We start from the raw sequence: 16,115 nt of genomic DNA on the forward strand, positions 1-16,115 counted from the left end.
TTTGTTTGTCATTTTTATTTCTCTTCTATACTTTCGTCTAGTGCACTCATATTCAATTTAACATCATCATTAATCCATTCAAACTTACCAGTATCGGTGCTGTACTGTGCACAAGCAGTGGTTGCAGCTTGTTTTTGAAAATTGTTAGTGGCTATTTCTGTACCAAGCATAAAGCCACCTAAACCAATTATCAGTGCAGCTATAACAAACGCAAGAAGTTCATCCATAATTAAAACCCTCTCTCAATTTTTGATCCATCTGGCAAAGTAATAAATCTGCCTGATAAATCCTGTTGATTATTAACTACCTTATTCTTTTGGGTTTTGGTCTGTACTGGCGCAAATATCCAAATACCGTTTTTGTTAATTATTTCAAATTCTGAAGTTTGATTAACTTTTTTATTGTGCTGGATGGAATTAGCCTGTACAAAGTGCGCCTGCTGCTCTTTGTCTTTAACAAGCGGCTCAACACCTTCAAGAGTTGTATCCGAACTCTGCAAAAGCCAAAATCCACCAATAAGAAGCAACAATTCAGTCATCACCGTGCCTCATTAAACACGGTACCTTCAAGCGCTTAATCAATACTGTATTAACTTGCATAACAACCAATCTTTTTTGCTTTTTGTTTATCAGCCTTCTTGTCAATATCAACCTTTAATCCAACACTTTCTCCATAATGATGGCCCGCTTCCCATCCAGCATAATTTTCAGTAGACCCTTGATTAATGGTTACAGCATTAAACGTAATGCTATTTTCAGAAAAATAACCTTCTAACAAGTCATTTTCTTGCTTGTATAAAGTATTCAAAGCAGGTAGGGTGCCACCACTTTCTGTTTCTATATTTTGATTTTCAGCCTCTCGTTTTAACATTCTTGCTCTTTTGGCAATTGTTAGTGAAGTGGAATTTCTGAAACTAGCTATGTATGACTTGTCTTGCTTCCCATAATGAGAATAAGAGTCGCCCTTAGATTGTGCGTCAATTTTTGCGATAATAGTTTTTAATAAAGACACCACATAAAACCTATTGGTATCTTTGCCATACACTGTATAGCGTATTTCTGTTCTTGAAATACTTAAAGACGAAACTTTACAAAAATACAGTTTTGCGACATCAAAAACAAAGTTCTTAATGAATGGTAGTCCTGGTGCGTAGAAGATATCTTTATCTACTGTTTCTACCTCAGAGGCTTCAACACCAATATCAGAAATATTAAGATTGTGCTCTGCTAACAAACTTAATAACCTTCTTTGAGCAATAGCAGCTTCATACTCATTAGAAGAGCTAGACATTGCAAGATATTTTTCTAATTTGCTTTTGATTTTTTTAATCATAATTATTTTTTATGTGCACAGCTTCCGCCCAGGTTGCACACCCTGTTATTTGTGCACATATTTTTTGCCTGTTTGTTTATGAAGAATGCCTAATAGGAAAGCCATATTGCTGCTATTTATCTCAGCAGGGTCTTTCTCCTGAATATTGCTAAACGCCATTTTTATTTCATCCTGAGTGTATTGTCTTAAAATGTTTGAAGTTGCTCTGCCTTTAATTCCAATGCTCATCATTAGCGCAATTACAGCATTATCAGTGGTTGGCTGCTCATTAACCACCTTGACCACCTTAACCACCTTAACCACCTTAACTGGCGTTATTTCAAAATGATATCCTGCTGTTTTGTTACTGATTTTGATAATATCAACAATAACTTGAATATCTCCATAGGCATTTATCTGTTTACATTTACTTTTTAAGCTTCGAGTTAGTGCTGTGCTGGTTAGTTGGTTTTCACTAGGAAAATGAAGATGGTTTCTGATTGCTTGAGTCGTTATTTCAAATACACCATATTTTTTATTTTTGTTCCAGTCTTTTTGGTTTTTAGGAAAGGCTTTTTCCCATTTTTTTAGTAGCATGAACAAATCGTAAATTTCATTAGTTTTGCATTTTAATAACGGTGTTTTTTCAACCGAAACATAGTTAGGCTCTCCAAATCTATTAACTTCAGTATTAATAAAATTAATAAAATCCTGATTAAGACGAATACGCGTTTGGCCGCGATATTTTTCTCTTCGGATCGCCGAAACAATTGATATATCCGTATCATCAAATGGCATATTTTGCTGAAAAGCACGATAAAAATTATTCTTTTTAATATCAGCAACAATTGCTGACATGGTTTCTTCTACGCCTATTTTTTTAGATTTAATCATTGGATGGTTGTTTAAAAAATCCTCATCTTTGATATAAAAATTTTGATTGGCCGTTAGTTTTTTGGACGATCTAATTTTTTCATAAGCAAAACTCCAAAATCTTCTTGTGTTTATATTTTGAAAATGACACTTTGCTGCTGCAAGTGCAGTCGCAATAAAATATTTATTGATTTGTTTACTTTCGAAAACAAAGTTAAGTTCTCCTTGTTTTTCTTGCAAAGCAAAATTAGGCATTTTTTATACTCCTAAACATTGTTATTAAAGTTATTCTATTGTTATAGTTATAGGGTGTGCAACCTAGGCGGAAGCTGTGCAAGTAAAATAAATTTGATAAAAACGCTTTAATAATGACACTTGTAGCGCTTATTTTTCTTAAAATAGTGATGTTTTTTAAGTGTAAAAAGCAGGTTTTGAATGCAAGTGAGGCGGAAGTTTTGTGCAACCTAGGCGGAAGTTTTGTGCAACCTAGGCGGAAAAGTGTGCAACCTAGGCGGAAGCTGTGCAACCTAGGCGGAAGCTGTGCAAGCAATATAAATATTAAGCGCTTAAGGCTATTAGAGCAAGGATTAGTTTTTGCATTTTTACTACCAAGTGTGCAACCTAGGCGGAAGCTGTGCAAGTTGTACGGAACGCCTAAAACACTGCCTATTAAAGAGATTTTAAGATTTTTTAGGGGTGTATAAAAGAGTTTTTCAAACGCAAAAATACACTCAAAACCATTGTTTTGAGTGTATTTTGATTTAAATATTTGAATAACTTTATCCATAAAATCCTTAAATTAATAAAAATTTGTATGAATAAAGTAAAAGTTAAACTATAATAAAGTCTGTTTTACAATAGTTTAAATGTGGTGGCCGCACCTAGAATTGAACTAGGGACACAGGGATTTTCAATCCCTTGCTCTACCAACTGAGCTATGCGGCCATAAAAGTCAGAATTATACCAATAAAAACAACCTTAAAACTAAAAACTACTCGCCTAAAAATCTCTCAGCATCGAGTGCCGCCATACAGCCTGAACCTGCAGAGGTAATTGCTTGACGATAAATATGGTCTGCCACATCACCCGCTGCAAATACGCCTTCTACTGAAGTTTGTGTTGCATTGCCCTGTGTGCCGCTTTGAACGTGCAAATAGCCGTGACTCATATCTAAGTGACCTTCGAAAATACCTGTATTTGGCGTATGACCAATGGCAATAAACACGCCGTGCACGTCGATTTCTTTAGTGGCGCCATCGTTATCTTTTAAGCGTAATCCGGTAACACCCATGTTGTCACCAAGAACCTCATCAAGATTTTGGTTGTACTCAATGGTAATGTTGCCAGTTTTTGATTTCTCGATTAATTGCTCAGATAGAATTTTTTCACTAGAGAATTTGTTTTTACGATGAATAATGGTCACATGATCTGCAATATTGGCCAAGAACAGTGCTTCTTCAACTGCGGTATTACCTCCACCCACAACCGCTACTTTCTGGCCACGGTAGAAAAATCCATCGCACGTCGCGCAAGCAGAAACACCTTTGCCTTTGAACGCCTCTTCTGATTCTAAGCCTAAGTAGCGTGCCGAAGCACCTGTGGCAATGATAACCGCATCAGCCGTATAAGTAGTTGAGCCACCCGATAATGTGAACGGGCGTTTTGAGAAATCAACCTGAGTAATGTAGTCGTTAATTATTTCAGTATTAAAGCGCTCAGCGTGTTTTTTCATGCGCTCCATTAATTCAGGACCTTGAACACCCGCATCGTCGCCCGGCCAATTATCAACCTCAGTAGTTGTCATTAATTGGCCACCTTGCTCTAGGCCACTTACAATAACTGGATTTAAATTTGCACGTGCCGCATATACAGCCGCTGAATAACCCGCAGGGCCAGAACCCACGATCAATACCTTACAATGTTTATTTTCACTCATTTCTACTTCAATCCTTTATACTTATACACAGACTAAAATCAGCCTTTTAGATACAGACATTATAAAGCAAGCGCAAATCCCCTTGAAAAAAAATACCACCATAAAATCCAAAAAAAACTTGAACAAACCGCGCACAAAAGCCAGTAGTGAAATTCTGTTTATTTCTTTGGTGGCAATTGGTCTGGTTTATTTAGCGGCACTATTTACTCATTCAGTCCATGAAACCCCTTTGTCTGGTGACATTGCACTTGATAGCTCAGTAGCCAACTTCGCTGGTATTTTTGGTGCTTATTTAAGTGATATCTCGCTATCTATTTTTGGCTATAGTGCTTATATCATTCCTATTTCTCTGGTTTGGCTGGGCTGGCGCATCCATAAAAATGCTGAACAACGCACTTCAAACAAATCTTTGGTGTTTATTCGCACGCTTGCGCTGCTCGTATTAATCGCTTTTAGTAGCGCTTTTCTTGCCCAAAATTTTGCCAATATTGGTGCTTCTGGCGGCGATCTTGGTATTAGCATGCATGATTATTTTGGCGTTTTGTTTGGTGGCACTTCATTGATTATTTACTTGAGCATCATGATGATCAGCTTTAGTGTTGCCACAAGCGCCTCTTGGATTAATATTTTTTCTTCTACCGGTGAATTTTTAGCCACTTTCTTCGCCAATCTTAAACAAAAACGCGCACAAGCCAAACTCAACAAACCGACTATTAACAAACCTGATGTTGTTGACAAAGTTAAAGAGTCCAAATTTAAAAAAACCAAGAAAATTAACAAGCCTGCATCATCCAACTTATTTAATACAGGTGCAGTTGCCGGATTGCCGGATCTTGATTTGTTGGACGAGCCAGTCGTCAACACTCAAGGATTTTCTGAGAAAGTTTTAGAAGACATGTCACGCCAAGTTGAGCTCAAACTTAAAGATTTTGGCTTTGAGGTTAATGTCACAACTGTAACGCCTGGGCCAGTTATTACCCAATTTGAACTCTCCCTTGCGCCAGGCGTTAAAGTTTCACAAATCATCAACCTAAGCAAGGATTTGGCTCGCGCACTGTTAGTAGAAAGCGTGAGAATTGTAGATGTAATTCCTGGCAAGCCGGTGATCGGACTAGAAATTCCTAACGAATCTAGAGAGATGATCGGCCTTAAAGAAGTGCTTGCTTCACAAGAATTTGCAGCTTCAAAATCAACCTTAAGTATGGGGCTTGGCAAAGATATTAATGGCAAGCCGGTGATTGCAAATTTAGCAAAAATGCCGCACTTACTCGTGGCTGGTGCAACTGGAATGGGTAAGTCGGTTGGCCTTAACGCGATGATTTTAAGTGTGCTTTACAAGGCCAAACCTGAAGATGTACGCATCATCATGATTGATCCAAAAATTGTTGAATTGGCTATTTATGCCGACATTCCGCACCTATTAACACCAGTCGTCACTGACATGAACGAAGCCGCTTCAGCGCTTTGGTGGTGTGTGAATGAGATGGAACGTCGTTATGCGCTATTGGCTAAATTTGGTGTGCGCAACATTGATGGCTTTAACGATAAGCTTAAAAAATTCAGAGATAAAGGCGAGCCATTATTAGACCCTAGTTTTAATAAAAATACTGCAGAAGAAGGCGAGAAAGCACCAGAGCTTGATACTCTGCCATTAATCATGCTGGTGATTGATGAATTTGCTGATATGCTTGGCGCCCTAGCCCAAGAAGATCGTGCTAAAGCTAAACGTGTTGAAGCATTAATTGTACGCTTGGCACAAAAAGCACGTGCTGCAGGTATTCATATTATCATCGCCACACAGCGCCCAAGTGTTGATGTAATTACTGGCTTAATCAAATCTAACGTACCAACCCGTATTGCCTTTAAGGTATCTTCCAAGGTTGACTCACGCACCGTTCTTGATCAAGGTGGTGCCGAGCAGCTGTTAGGCATGGGTGATATGCTCTACATGAGTCCTGGCATGTCACACCTTGTCCGTGTGCATGGCGCTTTTGTAGATGATGATGAAATCTTGCGCGTGGTCAATTTCTTAAAAGAAAATTCTGAAACCAACTACCTTGATGGCATTCTTAATGCGCATAGCGAATCACAAGATTCACATGAGTCATCAACTGGCGCCAAATCAGTTGCTACGGGTGAAATGGATGCACTATATGACGAAGCAGTACAAATCGTTACCTCATCAAGAAGAGCCTCTATTTCGAGCTTACAGCGTCGTATGCGCATTGGTTATAACCGCGCTGCACGCATCATTGAAGACATGGAGGCCGCAGGCGTTGTTAGCACCATGAATAGCGCTGGTAATCGTCAAGTGTTAGCGCCAGAGCCAATTAGTACTGATGGTTAAATGGTTGTCGGTATTGGCCGTTTGCTATTCAAGCTTGAGTACCGCCAGTAATGAATTTAGTGCTTTTTTTAATTCATTTGAATCACTCAGCGCCAACTTCAGTCAACAAACCTATAGCAATACTGGTGCGGTGCTAGCCAACACCTCTGGTAGTTTAAAATTTAAACGTCCTGCACAGTTTATTTGGCAAACCGATCTACCTTTTGAGCAAACATTATTATTAACCGATAATGAATTATGGCTGGTTGATTATGAATTAGAACAAGCCAGCATGCGCTCTACTGAGGCGTTAAAAAATACACCACTATATTGGCTCATTAATCGCCCTGATCAGCTCGATACACTACCTAGTTTTACAGATAGTCAACAAGGTGTTCGCTGGTATAGCACGCAACAAGACGATACTTTAAGTTTTGGTTTTGTGGATAAAAAATTAGCTGCAATCAAGCTCAACAATCGATTGGATCAGCAAATTTTGGTATCTTTTAGTAAGCTAAAAATAAACCCTAGCTTTAAACAAAATACCTTCAAATTAACACTTGGTGCAGATTTTGACGTGATTAGATAGTTTTTGAAAACTGGGTTTTACTGCTGGCTAAATAAGCATCAAATACCATGCAAATATTACGAATTAACAGCCTGCCTTTTTCCATCACTTTGATTGAATATTCGTCCAATTGCAAAAGCCCATCTTCGTGCATTTCGCCAAGTGCTGCCAACGAATCTGAAAAGTAATCATTAAAACGAATGTCGAACTCATTTTCGACTTTGGCAAAATCCAACTCAAAATGACAAATTAAATCCATAATCACTGCACGTCTGATTTTGTCATCGTCGTTAATTAACTGGCCTTTGATCACTGGCAACTCCCCAGCCTCAATGCGCTGATAATATTGCTCAATATTTTTCTCATTTTGAGAAAAACTATCACCAACTTGGCCGATAGAGCCAAGTCCTAAGCCAACAATATCACAATCTGCATGCGTTGCACAACCTTGGAAATTACAATACAAATGCCCTTCTTTTTGAGCAACGGCCAAAGGGTTTTCAGGCAAAGCAAAATGATCCATGCCAATATAAACATAACCCTGATCCAATAAAAAATCCATTGAATATTGAAAAATGGCTAGCTTTTCATCGGCACTTGGCAACTCTAAAACATCAATACGGCGTTGCGGCTTAAACAGCTCTGGCAAATGCGCATAATTAAGCAATGAAATTCGATCAGGTCTTATTTAATATTTTACTTTTTTCAACCTTAAATTCTTCTTTTGAAATAGCATCAGATTCTAGAAGATCTTTTAACTTCTCTAAGCGTACTAAATCACTATTAGCATCTATCAACTCTAATTTTCCATTTTTATAAGATTTATGTGCAAGAATTGCAAATATTATAGCGAATATTATAGATGGAAGAGCGACAAGCGTTAATATACCATACACAATGGTTCTTGTTTTCCAAGTATTGGCAGGATCGTTGCTATTTTTAATATTTTCGATTTCTTTCTTAAATAAAATAAAGATGCCATAAAAAATAACACCTATCAGCACAAGTTTTATAAATTCCATTGTATTTTTCTTATTTATTAGTTATTTCTATTGGCTTTTTCTTCTAAACCAGACAAGCCAAAACGCCTGGATAATTCATTTGTTATTGCGTCCACTTCTATCCCTTTAAGGCGAAGTAATACCAATGTATGAAACCAAAGATCTGCCACTTTGTAGATGATTTTATCATTGATGTCGTCTTTAGTCGCCATAATTACCTCGGCAGCTTCCTCGGCAATTTTTTTCAAAATCTCATCCTCTCCCTTGGCGTATAAAGAGGCAACATAAGACTCATCCGCCTTAGCGGCTTTTCTTTGTTCTAAAACATCCTCTAATTCTTTTAATACACTATCCATAAATCTCTTTTGGGTCTTTTAATACTTCGGCAACGCTCGCCCAGTTATTACCATTTAATTTTTGAAAAAAGCAAGATTTTCTGCCTGTGTGGCAAGCAATACCACCGACTTGCTCTACTTTAAGCAGGATAACATCATTATCACAGTCGGTATAGATTTCTTTGATTTTTTGCGTGTGTCCTGATTCTTCGCCCTTAAACCACAATTTTTTACGCGTACGAGAATAATAAACCGCTTGTTGCTTTTCAATGGTTAAAGATAAAGATGCTTGATTCATCCAAGCAAACATCAAAACTTCGCCCGTTACAAAATCTTGGGCGATGGCTGGTATCAGCCCCTTCTCATCAAATCGAATTTTCTCTAATGCACTCACTGAGTATTAAAATATAATAAAATGATTGATTTTACCGCTAGTTTGCGACTTTGAATGAAATTATTTTTTCTGTTATTTTTGTTGGTAAGTAACGCCATTGCTATTGATAGTTTTACGCTAAATAGCGAAAAAACCTTGTATATTGTTGATGGCGACAGCGTGAGCGTGCAAATGCGTATTGCGGGTATTGACACACCAGAAATCACCCAGCCATGCCAAAAAATACAACACCAAACTATCGATTGCGGTCGGCTGGCAGAAGGTTATTTAAAAAAACTGCTAAGTACCACTTCTGGAAAATTACTCATCACCCCGATTGCAATTGATCATTATCAACGCATTTTAGTGCGTGTTTACAAGGGTAATACTGATATTGGAAGGGCGATGGTAGAGTTGGGTATGGCATTTTCTTATAAAAACACTTATCGTCAAGAAGAGGGTTCGGCTAAGTCAAAAAAACTGGGTTTTTGGGGTTTCTATAAGCCGCCCATCAAGCCGTATCAATGGCGTAAGGCAAATCGTCGTTAATCCCTCTAGCGCATAGTGACCAATTCTTCTGCACTGGTTGGATGAATGGCAATCGTATCATCGAAGTCTTTTTTGGTTGCACCCATCTTAATAGCCACCGCAAAACCTTGTAACATTTCATCAGCGCCGTGCCCCATAATATGACAACCCACCACCTTTTCGTTATCGCCTGTACAAACCAGCTTTAGTGCAGTGGTGGTTTTGTGATCAAGCAAGGTATCTGCCATTGGGGTGAATTCTGATTTATACACCTTTACCTTTTTACATTGCTCATTAGCCTCATTCTCGGTGAGTCCAATCGTGCCAATCGGTGGATGTGAAAACACCACGGTGGCAATATTGTTGTAATTTAGGTGTCTATCAGGCATATTGTTATAAAGCCGGTCAGACAGCCTTCTGCCAGCTGCAATTGCCACAGGTGTGAGAGGCGCCCGACCTGTGGCATCACCAAGTGCAAAAATATTGTCAATATTGGTAGCTTGATATTTGTCCGTTGGAATAAAGCCTTTTTGGTCGCATTTTATACCTGCATTTTCTAGACCTAGGTGTTGCGTCATTGGGTTTCTTCCAACTGCCCAAATAATTTCATCAAACCCAGAAAACTCACCTTTGTTGGTAACAAGGGTTTTGTTGTTGGTAACTTTGTTAATTTGTGAGCCGTGATGAATGGTAATACCATGCGCTGTGTAGTCTTTATCAAGCGCAGTTTGAATCATTGAATCGAAACCTCTGAGTAAGGTATCTGCTCTGCCAAAAATCGCCACTTCTGAGCCAAGTGCATTTAATACGCCTGCCAATTCAACGCCAATATAACCACCGCCAATCACCGCTACTTTTTTGGGCAATGTTTCTAATGCAAAAAAACCATCAGAAGTAATACCATATTCAGCACCTTCAATATGCGGCATAGCAGGCTCACCACCGGGAGAAAGTACAATATGTTTGGCCGTATAAGTCTCACCATTTACACTCACCGTATTTTTATCTACCAACTTGCCAAAGCCATGAATATAATCAATGCCCAGTTTTTCCAAATAGCCGTCATACCAAGTAGTAATGCCTTTGATGTAATTATCACGCCCTTGTTTAAGTTTTTCCCATGAAAAGTTCTTAACATCAACTGCAAACCCAAACCCCTGTGCGTTGTTAATTTGCGTAGCGGCATTAGCTGCAAACCACATCACTTTTTTAGGCACGCAACCCACATTTACACAAGTACCACCCATAGTTTTTACCTCAATAACGAGGCATTTTTTGCCATACTCTGCTGCCCGTTCTACTGCCGATAGCCCGCCACTGCCTGCGCCAATTGCTATCATATCGTAATGTTTTGTCATTTTTTTCTCCATAAAAAAAGGGCTCTCGCCCCTTATTGGGTTTAGTGGGTAATTGGCTTATCAGTAAAAAGATAGTCTTTTAACTCTTTATCAAAAGCTTTATCTTTGCGTCTAATCCACTCTAAAACCATCGCTGCGTGTTCTTTTTCCTCATCGCGATTATGTCTTAAAATCGCCGATAACTCATCATCTTGACACGCATCAATGCGCTGATTATACCAATCAACCGCCTCTAATTCCTCCATTAGCGAAACAATTGTTTTGTGCATATCCTTAGTCGCTTGGGTTAAATTTTCCTCTGCTTCGTGGTAACCTTCGTTTGCCATATTTATCTCCTTTATAAGTCTTTCATTATAGTTTTTATACGATGAGCATAATCACTATCTGCCTTATTAAATTGAGCAAGCATTTCTTGTTGTACCTCTGCTGTTGCCTGTGATAAACCTTCAGCAATTGTGGTGGTAAGTTGAGATTTTTGCGACTCATTCATTAACCTAAATAAATCACCTGCTTGTTGATAATAATCCTCTACTTCAACCGTATCAAAACGATTTATCCAAGCATTTTTTTCAACAGGCATTGCAGGTTCTGCGAATATAGGTTTTGGTTTTGGTGCACCGTCATTGATTTGATTATTAGGATAAAAATTCACTTTATCAGTTTGAATTTTGTCGCCACCAACAGGACACATTCCTGCCATCTTACCATCTCTTTGATAGTGATTAACAGGACATTTTGCAGCATTCACAGGGAGCTGATTAGCGTTAGCACCAACACGATAACGATGAGCATCTGGGTATGCTAATAACCTTGTTTGCAACATTTTGTCAGGTGAAGTGCCAATACCGGGGACTAAATTACCAGGAGAAAAGCAGGCTTGTTCAGTTTCAGCAAAGTAATTTTCAACATTACGATTGAGTTCAAGTTGCCCAACTTCAATCAGTGGAAAATCTGCGTGTGACCAAACTTTGGTTAAATCAAAAGGATTGAGATGATAATTTTTAGCCTTATCTTCACTCATCATTTGCACACTGGCTGTCCAACTTGGAAAGTCCCCTTTATCAATTGCATTAACTAAATCTTCTTGTGCGCCAAATGGACATGTTTTTGCAGCCTCGTCATTGGTTAAGTTTTTAATTCCTTGATTGGTTTTAAAGTGCCATTTAAACCAAGTTCTTTCGCCTTGCTCATTCCAAAAACTAAAGGTATGCGAACTAAATCCGTGCATATGTTGATAACTAGCAGGAATACCTCTGTCCGACATTAAAATTGTAATTTGATGCAATGATTGCGGATGATTTGCCCAAAACTCAAACATTGCTGCTGGGTCAGGCAAATTTGTTTTTGGATTTTTCTTTTGTGAATGAATAAAATCAGGAAAATTAATACCATCACGCAAAAAGAAGACAGGCGTATTGTTGCCTACCATATCATAATTACCTTCACTCGTATAAAACTTTAAGGCAAATCCGCGAGGATCTCTAGCATAATCACTAGAATCTTGTCCGCCGCCAACCGTTGAAAATCGTGCAAATACTTCAGTTTGTTGACCAACTGTTTGTAAAAAATTAGCAATGGTTTTATCCTTTAATGATTTTGTAACAGTAAATGTGCCATAAGTACCCGTGCCTCTAGCATGAACTACTCGCTCTGGAATTCGTTCACGATTAAAATGGGCTAATTTTTCAAAAGTGTAGTGATTATCAAAGGTTAATGCGCCTCTCTCGCCTACTGTAATACTATTATTGTCGTCTGCAACTGGCGAACCTGTTGCGTTGGTTAAAGTCTTTTTGTTCATTTCTATCTCCTTTTTATTAAAAAAATTAATGACACCGCTCCACATTGTTTTTAAAATCCAATGCTAGCAGCTCTTTCTGTGCTAATGATAATATTGTTGTGCTTTGATAATTAGCATGATTGGCAATAATTTCAACTTTGGCAGTATGAAAATCTTTTATCATTGTTGCGTTTAATTCAAAACGCATAAAATGCACAGACGAGGTTTTATCTTCGGTTTGCCTCTCTAAATCTTCATTACAAATTGCAAAAACTTTTTGATGATTGCCAATTTGGAAGTAAATATTTTTTTCAATGTTAAGTAATTGGCTCAATTTTTGTTTGCGTTCAACTTCATTGCTGTATTCTAATATCATTGTGGCTTTTAAATTATTACCTGTTGGAATGAGCGGATTATAAGTATCTAATTCTTCTTGAATTTCTGCTACTTCAAAAATCTTTTCAATGCGTAACATTTCTTGAATTTGATATTGAATGGTTTGTTGGTTTTCAAATAATAGGCGAATACTCTCACCAAGCATTACACTTCTATTTTTTCTAATCGCAATGACTTCTGTTCTGAACTCATTGCGTTTTTTTGCATAATCTTCAGGAGATAATAAATCATTTTTTGTTAATATTTTCATAGTCTGTATTTTTGTTTAAGTAAGGTTATTGGATGGATTGATGGCACTTTATCTTCATTAATATGTGCGATATGATTGCCTGCCATCACACAATCGCTAACAATATAATCGGTTTTTTCGGTAACTTTTTTAGCAACAGGTTTGCCGATTTTTACGGCAAACTCATAACTGTGTTTTTTTACCCCATAAGTACCATCATGCCCAGAGCATCGTGTCGCAAGATTGAGTGTAATATCAGGAATTAAAGATAGAATTTTCTTAGTTTTAGTGCCAATATTCTGGACTCTTTGGTGGCACGCCATATGGTAAAGCACCTCGGTCTCTTGATTTTCAAAATCAGTATTTAATACGCCTTTATCATTTAAGAAATCTAAATATTCGAAAGGATCAACAAAAGCATTGGCAATTTTTTGAATATCTTTATCTGCTGGTAGCATCATTGGCAATTCATTTTTAAACATCAGCACGCAAGAAGGAATTGGTGCCATAATTTTATAACCCTGATTAACTGCGTCTAATAAGATTGTTTTATTTTGTTGGGCGTAATTCATCGCACTTTGAATATCGCCTAATTCTAATTTTGGCATACCGCAACATTGCGTTCTTTGTAATAATTGCACAGCAACTTCATTGTGTTGCAACACAGCCACCAAATCAGTAACAATTTGTGGGTCATTGTGTTGCCCATAACAGGTGATAAAAATAGCAACTTTGTAATCACTTTGTACGGTTTTGTGTTCGCTTGATAATTTGCTTAATAATTTAGTTGCAGTTTTATTATGATATTTAGGAATAAGTGCTTGAGGATGAAGCTTTAACAGTTTTCTAACCCAATTAAAGTCATTCATTTTATTAACAATTTTTGCTAGTTTTAACGAACTAACCATTTTACCAACCAATTGAGGTGAGGCTAATAATTGGTTGGTAATACTGGCTCCTTTTTGCTTAAATTGCACAGCTTTAGCGCGCAACATCAAATGCGGAAAGTCAATATTCCATTCATGTGGTGGTGTATAAGGGCATTTGGTCATATAACATAAATCACATAAGAAACATTCATCTACCACTTTTTGATAATCTTTTTTATCAACACCATCAACCTCCATCGTTTTGGAATCATCCATCAAATCGAATAATACTGGAAAAGATTGACACAAACTAACACAACGCCGACAACCATGGCATAAGTCAAAGACGCGCTCCATTTCATTGTGTAATAATTCTTCATCATAAAATGAAGGGTTTTGCCAATCTAATGGGTGACGCGTTGGGGCTTGTAAATTACCTTCTTGCATGGTATTTCTCCTTTTAATGAGTCTATTGATTACTAATATTTATACAAAGGTCTCAAAATATTAGTAATCAATAGACTCTTATAAATGAGGTAAAAAATTACCCCATTTATAAAAGCTTATAAGTTATCTAATGCTTTTTGAAAACGATTAGCGTGTGAGCGTTCTGCTTTGGCTAATGTCTCAAACCAATCAGCAATTTCATCAAATCCTTCTTCTCTTGCATCTTTAACCATTCCTGGATACATATCAGTATATTCGTGTGTTTCGCCTGCAATGGCAGCCTTTAGATTATCAGCAGTCTCGCCAATCGGAAGACCTGTTGCTGGATCACCCACTTCTTCTAAATACTCCAAATGTCCGTGTGCGTGTCCCGTTTCACCTTCAGCGGTTGAACGAAAAACAGCCGCCACATCGTTACAACCTTCAATATCTGCTTTTGCCGCAAAATAAAGATAACGGCGATTTGCCTGAGACTCTCCTGAAAAAGCATCTTTTAAGTTTTGCTCTGTTCTACTGTTTTTTAATGACATATTTTCTCTCCTATTATTTAATGAATTAACTGTCAGTTAAGCCTCCATAAAATGAAAACTTAAATGATATTATAATGAGCAAAGTTATTAAGTAAAACGAATAATATTGGTTGTAATAATCGTAAAAAACGATTATTACAATGCCTTTAATTAAAAATCTGTATTATTTATTAGTATTAAAGCAACATCCGCATTTTTCCAAAGTGGCAAGTGCGTGTTTTGTTAGTCAATCCACTTTAAGCGCAGGGGTTAACAAATTAGAACAGGATAATTGGTTGAGCGAACCAATAATGTTTTATTCACCCCTTTAGGGGAAGTTACTTAAATATATGGATAAAATCATGGCTTGAACGCATAATTTGACAGTCCTTGAATTCAGCCACTACGCTAATTGGCTGAATAATTTTTTAGACTATTTCAGCCTATTTGTTGGGCTTAAAGGTTAATACAAAATTAACTGCCGCCTTATTGGAAAGACTTAAGCCACCGACGGTGTTAGCTAAGTTAACTAAATTTTCAGCAGGAATTTTATAATCATCAGTATTAACAATTATTGGCTGCATAGAGGTAATTAAAAGTCTATTTCTATAAGTTTTAGCAACCATAATATTTAATTTTATCTTTTTGGTGGTGCCATAGAGTTCTAAAGTAGCAGGTATTTCCATTTTTCTATAATAAGATATTGACTTTATTTTATTCATATCTATTTTTGCTTTAATAGTGGCTTTAGGAAATTTTACTATTTTAAAAAACAATTCTTCTATTCTAGTATCTCTTATTCCTATTTTTGTATCAATACTATTCAAATCAATACTTATCTCCACATCGCCCGAGTCAGATATTGTTCCCTGTGTATTTTTAAAAACAGCAGGCTCAACTACATATTGTTTTTTTATAGTGCTGAAATTCACTATTGAATTATGGCTATCAACACTATATTTGGTGCCTGCAAACGCACTATTAAACCCTACAATTAATAGCAATGAAGATACTGTAACTATCTTATTTAAACTCATACTTTTCTCCTAAAGATTCATCATAAAATTATCAAACTCACTAAAACCATTGTAAGTTTAACTATACTTGCTTAATTATAACAAATAAAATAATTAAGTATGGGTCATGACAACTCAAGCATATTTAAAATCATGTTAAAGTACCGTTATGAAAGTAAAAAAACAAGTATGTAAATCGTTCCCGTATTTCAGAGAAGAAATTTAGAGAAATAATTAAGTATTTTTCTGGTGATATGCTTTGA

The 16,115-nt window shown here is 37.1% G+C and carries 20 protein-coding genes and 1 tRNA gene; 4 read left to right on the plus strand and 17 right to left on the minus strand.

Annotated elements, in window-relative coordinates:
- Positions 1-14: 14 nt before the first annotated feature.
- The 6 genes from BTHERMOSOX_RS01450 to trxB form a co-directional block, all read right to left on the minus strand.
- The gene (locus tag BTHERMOSOX_RS01450; protein ID WP_138118696.1) at positions 15-227 is read right to left on the minus strand and encodes a hypothetical protein; all 213 of its coding nucleotides are present in this window, start codon (positions 225-227) and stop codon (positions 15-17) included.
- Positions 228-229: 2 nt separating this feature from the next.
- Positions 230-538, minus strand: a complete 309-nt coding sequence (locus BTHERMOSOX_RS01455; protein ID WP_138118698.1) for a hypothetical protein — start codon at positions 536-538, stop codon at positions 230-232.
- A gap of 50 nt (positions 539-588) precedes the next feature.
- Complete coding sequence (locus BTHERMOSOX_RS01460; protein WP_138118700.1) at positions 589-1,332, minus strand: DUF2786 domain-containing protein; 744 nt, start codon at positions 1,330-1,332, stop codon at positions 589-591.
- 45 nt (positions 1,333-1,377) lie between these two features.
- Entirely contained in the window at positions 1,378-2,439 is a 1,062-nt protein-coding gene (locus tag BTHERMOSOX_RS01465; protein WP_138118702.1) for a hypothetical protein, read from the minus strand.
- A gap of 614 nt (positions 2,440-3,053) precedes the next feature.
- Positions 3,054-3,129, minus strand: a tRNA-Phe gene (locus tag BTHERMOSOX_RS01470).
- A gap of 46 nt (positions 3,130-3,175) precedes the next feature.
- Positions 3,176-4,120 (minus strand): thioredoxin-disulfide reductase, encoded by a 945-nt coding sequence (gene trxB, locus BTHERMOSOX_RS01475; RefSeq protein ID WP_138118705.1) that lies wholly within the window; start codon positions 4,118-4,120, stop codon positions 3,176-3,178.
- 118 nt (positions 4,121-4,238) lie between these two features.
- Between trxB and BTHERMOSOX_RS01480 the strand changes: the two genes are divergently transcribed.
- Positions 4,239-6,467: a DNA translocase FtsK gene (locus tag BTHERMOSOX_RS01480; RefSeq protein ID WP_249360571.1), complete on the plus strand. Its 2,229-nt coding sequence runs from the start codon at positions 4,239-4,241 to the stop codon at positions 6,465-6,467.
- Positions 6,460-7,035 carry an outer membrane lipoprotein periplasmic chaperone LolA gene (gene lolA, locus BTHERMOSOX_RS01485; protein WP_138118709.1) on the plus strand — a complete coding sequence of 192 codons (576 nt, stop codon included), beginning with the start codon at positions 6,460-6,462 and terminating at the stop codon, positions 7,033-7,035. Before BTHERMOSOX_RS01480 ends, lolA begins: the two co-directional genes overlap by 8 nt.
- Here the strand turns inward: lolA and BTHERMOSOX_RS11735 are convergent.
- From BTHERMOSOX_RS11735 to hisI, 4 genes are read right to left on the minus strand one after another with little or no spacing between them, the layout of a single operon-like run.
- Positions 7,028-7,681: an oxygen-independent coproporphyrinogen III oxidase gene (locus tag BTHERMOSOX_RS11735; protein ID WP_249360572.1), complete on the minus strand. Its 654-nt coding sequence runs from the start codon at positions 7,679-7,681 to the stop codon at positions 7,028-7,030. The two genes, lolA and BTHERMOSOX_RS11735, sit on opposite strands and share 8 nt — an antisense overlap.
- Positions 7,682-7,691: 10 nt before the next feature.
- Positions 7,692-8,036, minus strand: a complete 345-nt coding sequence (locus tag BTHERMOSOX_RS11740; RefSeq protein WP_249360573.1) for an SHOCT domain-containing protein — start codon at positions 8,034-8,036, stop codon at positions 7,692-7,694.
- Between the two features lie 17 nt (positions 8,037-8,053).
- Positions 8,054-8,371 (minus strand): phosphoribosyl-ATP diphosphatase, encoded by a 318-nt coding sequence (locus BTHERMOSOX_RS01495; protein WP_138118711.1) that lies wholly within the window; start codon positions 8,369-8,371, stop codon positions 8,054-8,056.
- Positions 8,364-8,744, minus strand: coding sequence for a phosphoribosyl-AMP cyclohydrolase (hisI, locus tag BTHERMOSOX_RS01500; protein WP_138118713.1), 381 nt, complete (start codon positions 8,742-8,744; stop codon positions 8,364-8,366). Before hisI ends, BTHERMOSOX_RS01495 begins: the two co-directional genes overlap by 8 nt.
- 54 nt (positions 8,745-8,798) lie before the next feature.
- On the opposite strand from hisI, the gene BTHERMOSOX_RS01505 reads away from it, so the two are divergent.
- Positions 8,799-9,272: a thermonuclease family protein gene (locus BTHERMOSOX_RS01505; protein WP_138118715.1), complete on the plus strand. Its 474-nt coding sequence runs from the start codon at positions 8,799-8,801 to the stop codon at positions 9,270-9,272.
- Positions 9,273-9,277: 5 nt separating this feature from the next.
- On the opposite strand, the gene gorA is transcribed toward BTHERMOSOX_RS01505, so the two are convergent.
- The 6 genes from gorA to BTHERMOSOX_RS01535 form a co-directional block, all read right to left on the minus strand.
- The gene (gene gorA, locus BTHERMOSOX_RS01510; protein WP_138118717.1) at positions 9,278-10,609 is read right to left on the minus strand and encodes a glutathione-disulfide reductase; all 1,332 of its coding nucleotides are present in this window, start codon (positions 10,607-10,609) and stop codon (positions 9,278-9,280) included.
- Positions 10,610-10,650: 41 nt separating this feature from the next.
- Positions 10,651-10,935 (minus strand): encapsulin-associated ferritin-like protein, encoded by a 285-nt coding sequence (locus BTHERMOSOX_RS01515; protein WP_138118719.1) that lies wholly within the window; start codon positions 10,933-10,935, stop codon positions 10,651-10,653.
- Between the two features lie 11 nt (positions 10,936-10,946).
- Positions 10,947-12,407: a catalase gene (locus tag BTHERMOSOX_RS01520; RefSeq protein WP_138118721.1), complete on the minus strand. Its 1,461-nt coding sequence runs from the start codon at positions 12,405-12,407 to the stop codon at positions 10,947-10,949.
- 25 nt (positions 12,408-12,432) lie between these two features.
- On the minus strand, positions 12,433-13,032 hold the full coding sequence (locus BTHERMOSOX_RS01525) for a DUF3501 family protein (protein ID WP_138118723.1): 600 nt from the start codon (positions 13,030-13,032) through the stop codon (positions 12,433-12,435).
- Positions 13,029-14,327, minus strand: a complete 1,299-nt coding sequence (locus tag BTHERMOSOX_RS01530) for a (Fe-S)-binding protein (protein ID WP_138118725.1) — start codon at positions 14,325-14,327, stop codon at positions 13,029-13,031. The genes BTHERMOSOX_RS01525 and BTHERMOSOX_RS01530 overlap by 4 nt, the downstream gene beginning before the upstream one ends.
- Before the next feature lie 116 nt (positions 14,328-14,443).
- Positions 14,444-14,857, minus strand: a complete 414-nt coding sequence (locus BTHERMOSOX_RS01535; protein WP_138118728.1) for a rubrerythrin family protein — start codon at positions 14,855-14,857, stop codon at positions 14,444-14,446.
- Positions 14,858-14,997: 140 nt separating this feature from the next.
- Between BTHERMOSOX_RS01535 and BTHERMOSOX_RS01540 the strand changes: the two genes are divergently transcribed.
- The gene (locus BTHERMOSOX_RS01540; protein WP_138118730.1) at positions 14,998-15,168 is read left to right on the plus strand and encodes a LysR family transcriptional regulator; all 171 of its coding nucleotides are present in this window, start codon (positions 14,998-15,000) and stop codon (positions 15,166-15,168) included.
- Positions 15,169-15,279: 111 nt separating this feature from the next.
- Here the strand turns inward: BTHERMOSOX_RS01540 and BTHERMOSOX_RS01545 are convergent, their stop codons facing one another.
- Complete coding sequence (locus BTHERMOSOX_RS01545) at positions 15,280-15,873, minus strand: YceI family protein (RefSeq protein ID WP_138118732.1); 594 nt, start codon at positions 15,871-15,873, stop codon at positions 15,280-15,282.
- Positions 15,874-16,115 lie beyond the last annotated feature (242 nt).

The sequence above is a fragment of the Bathymodiolus heckerae thiotrophic gill symbiont genome (assembly GCF_900128515.1).
Lineage (GTDB): Bacteria > Pseudomonadota > Gammaproteobacteria > PS1 > Pseudothioglobaceae > Thioglobus_A.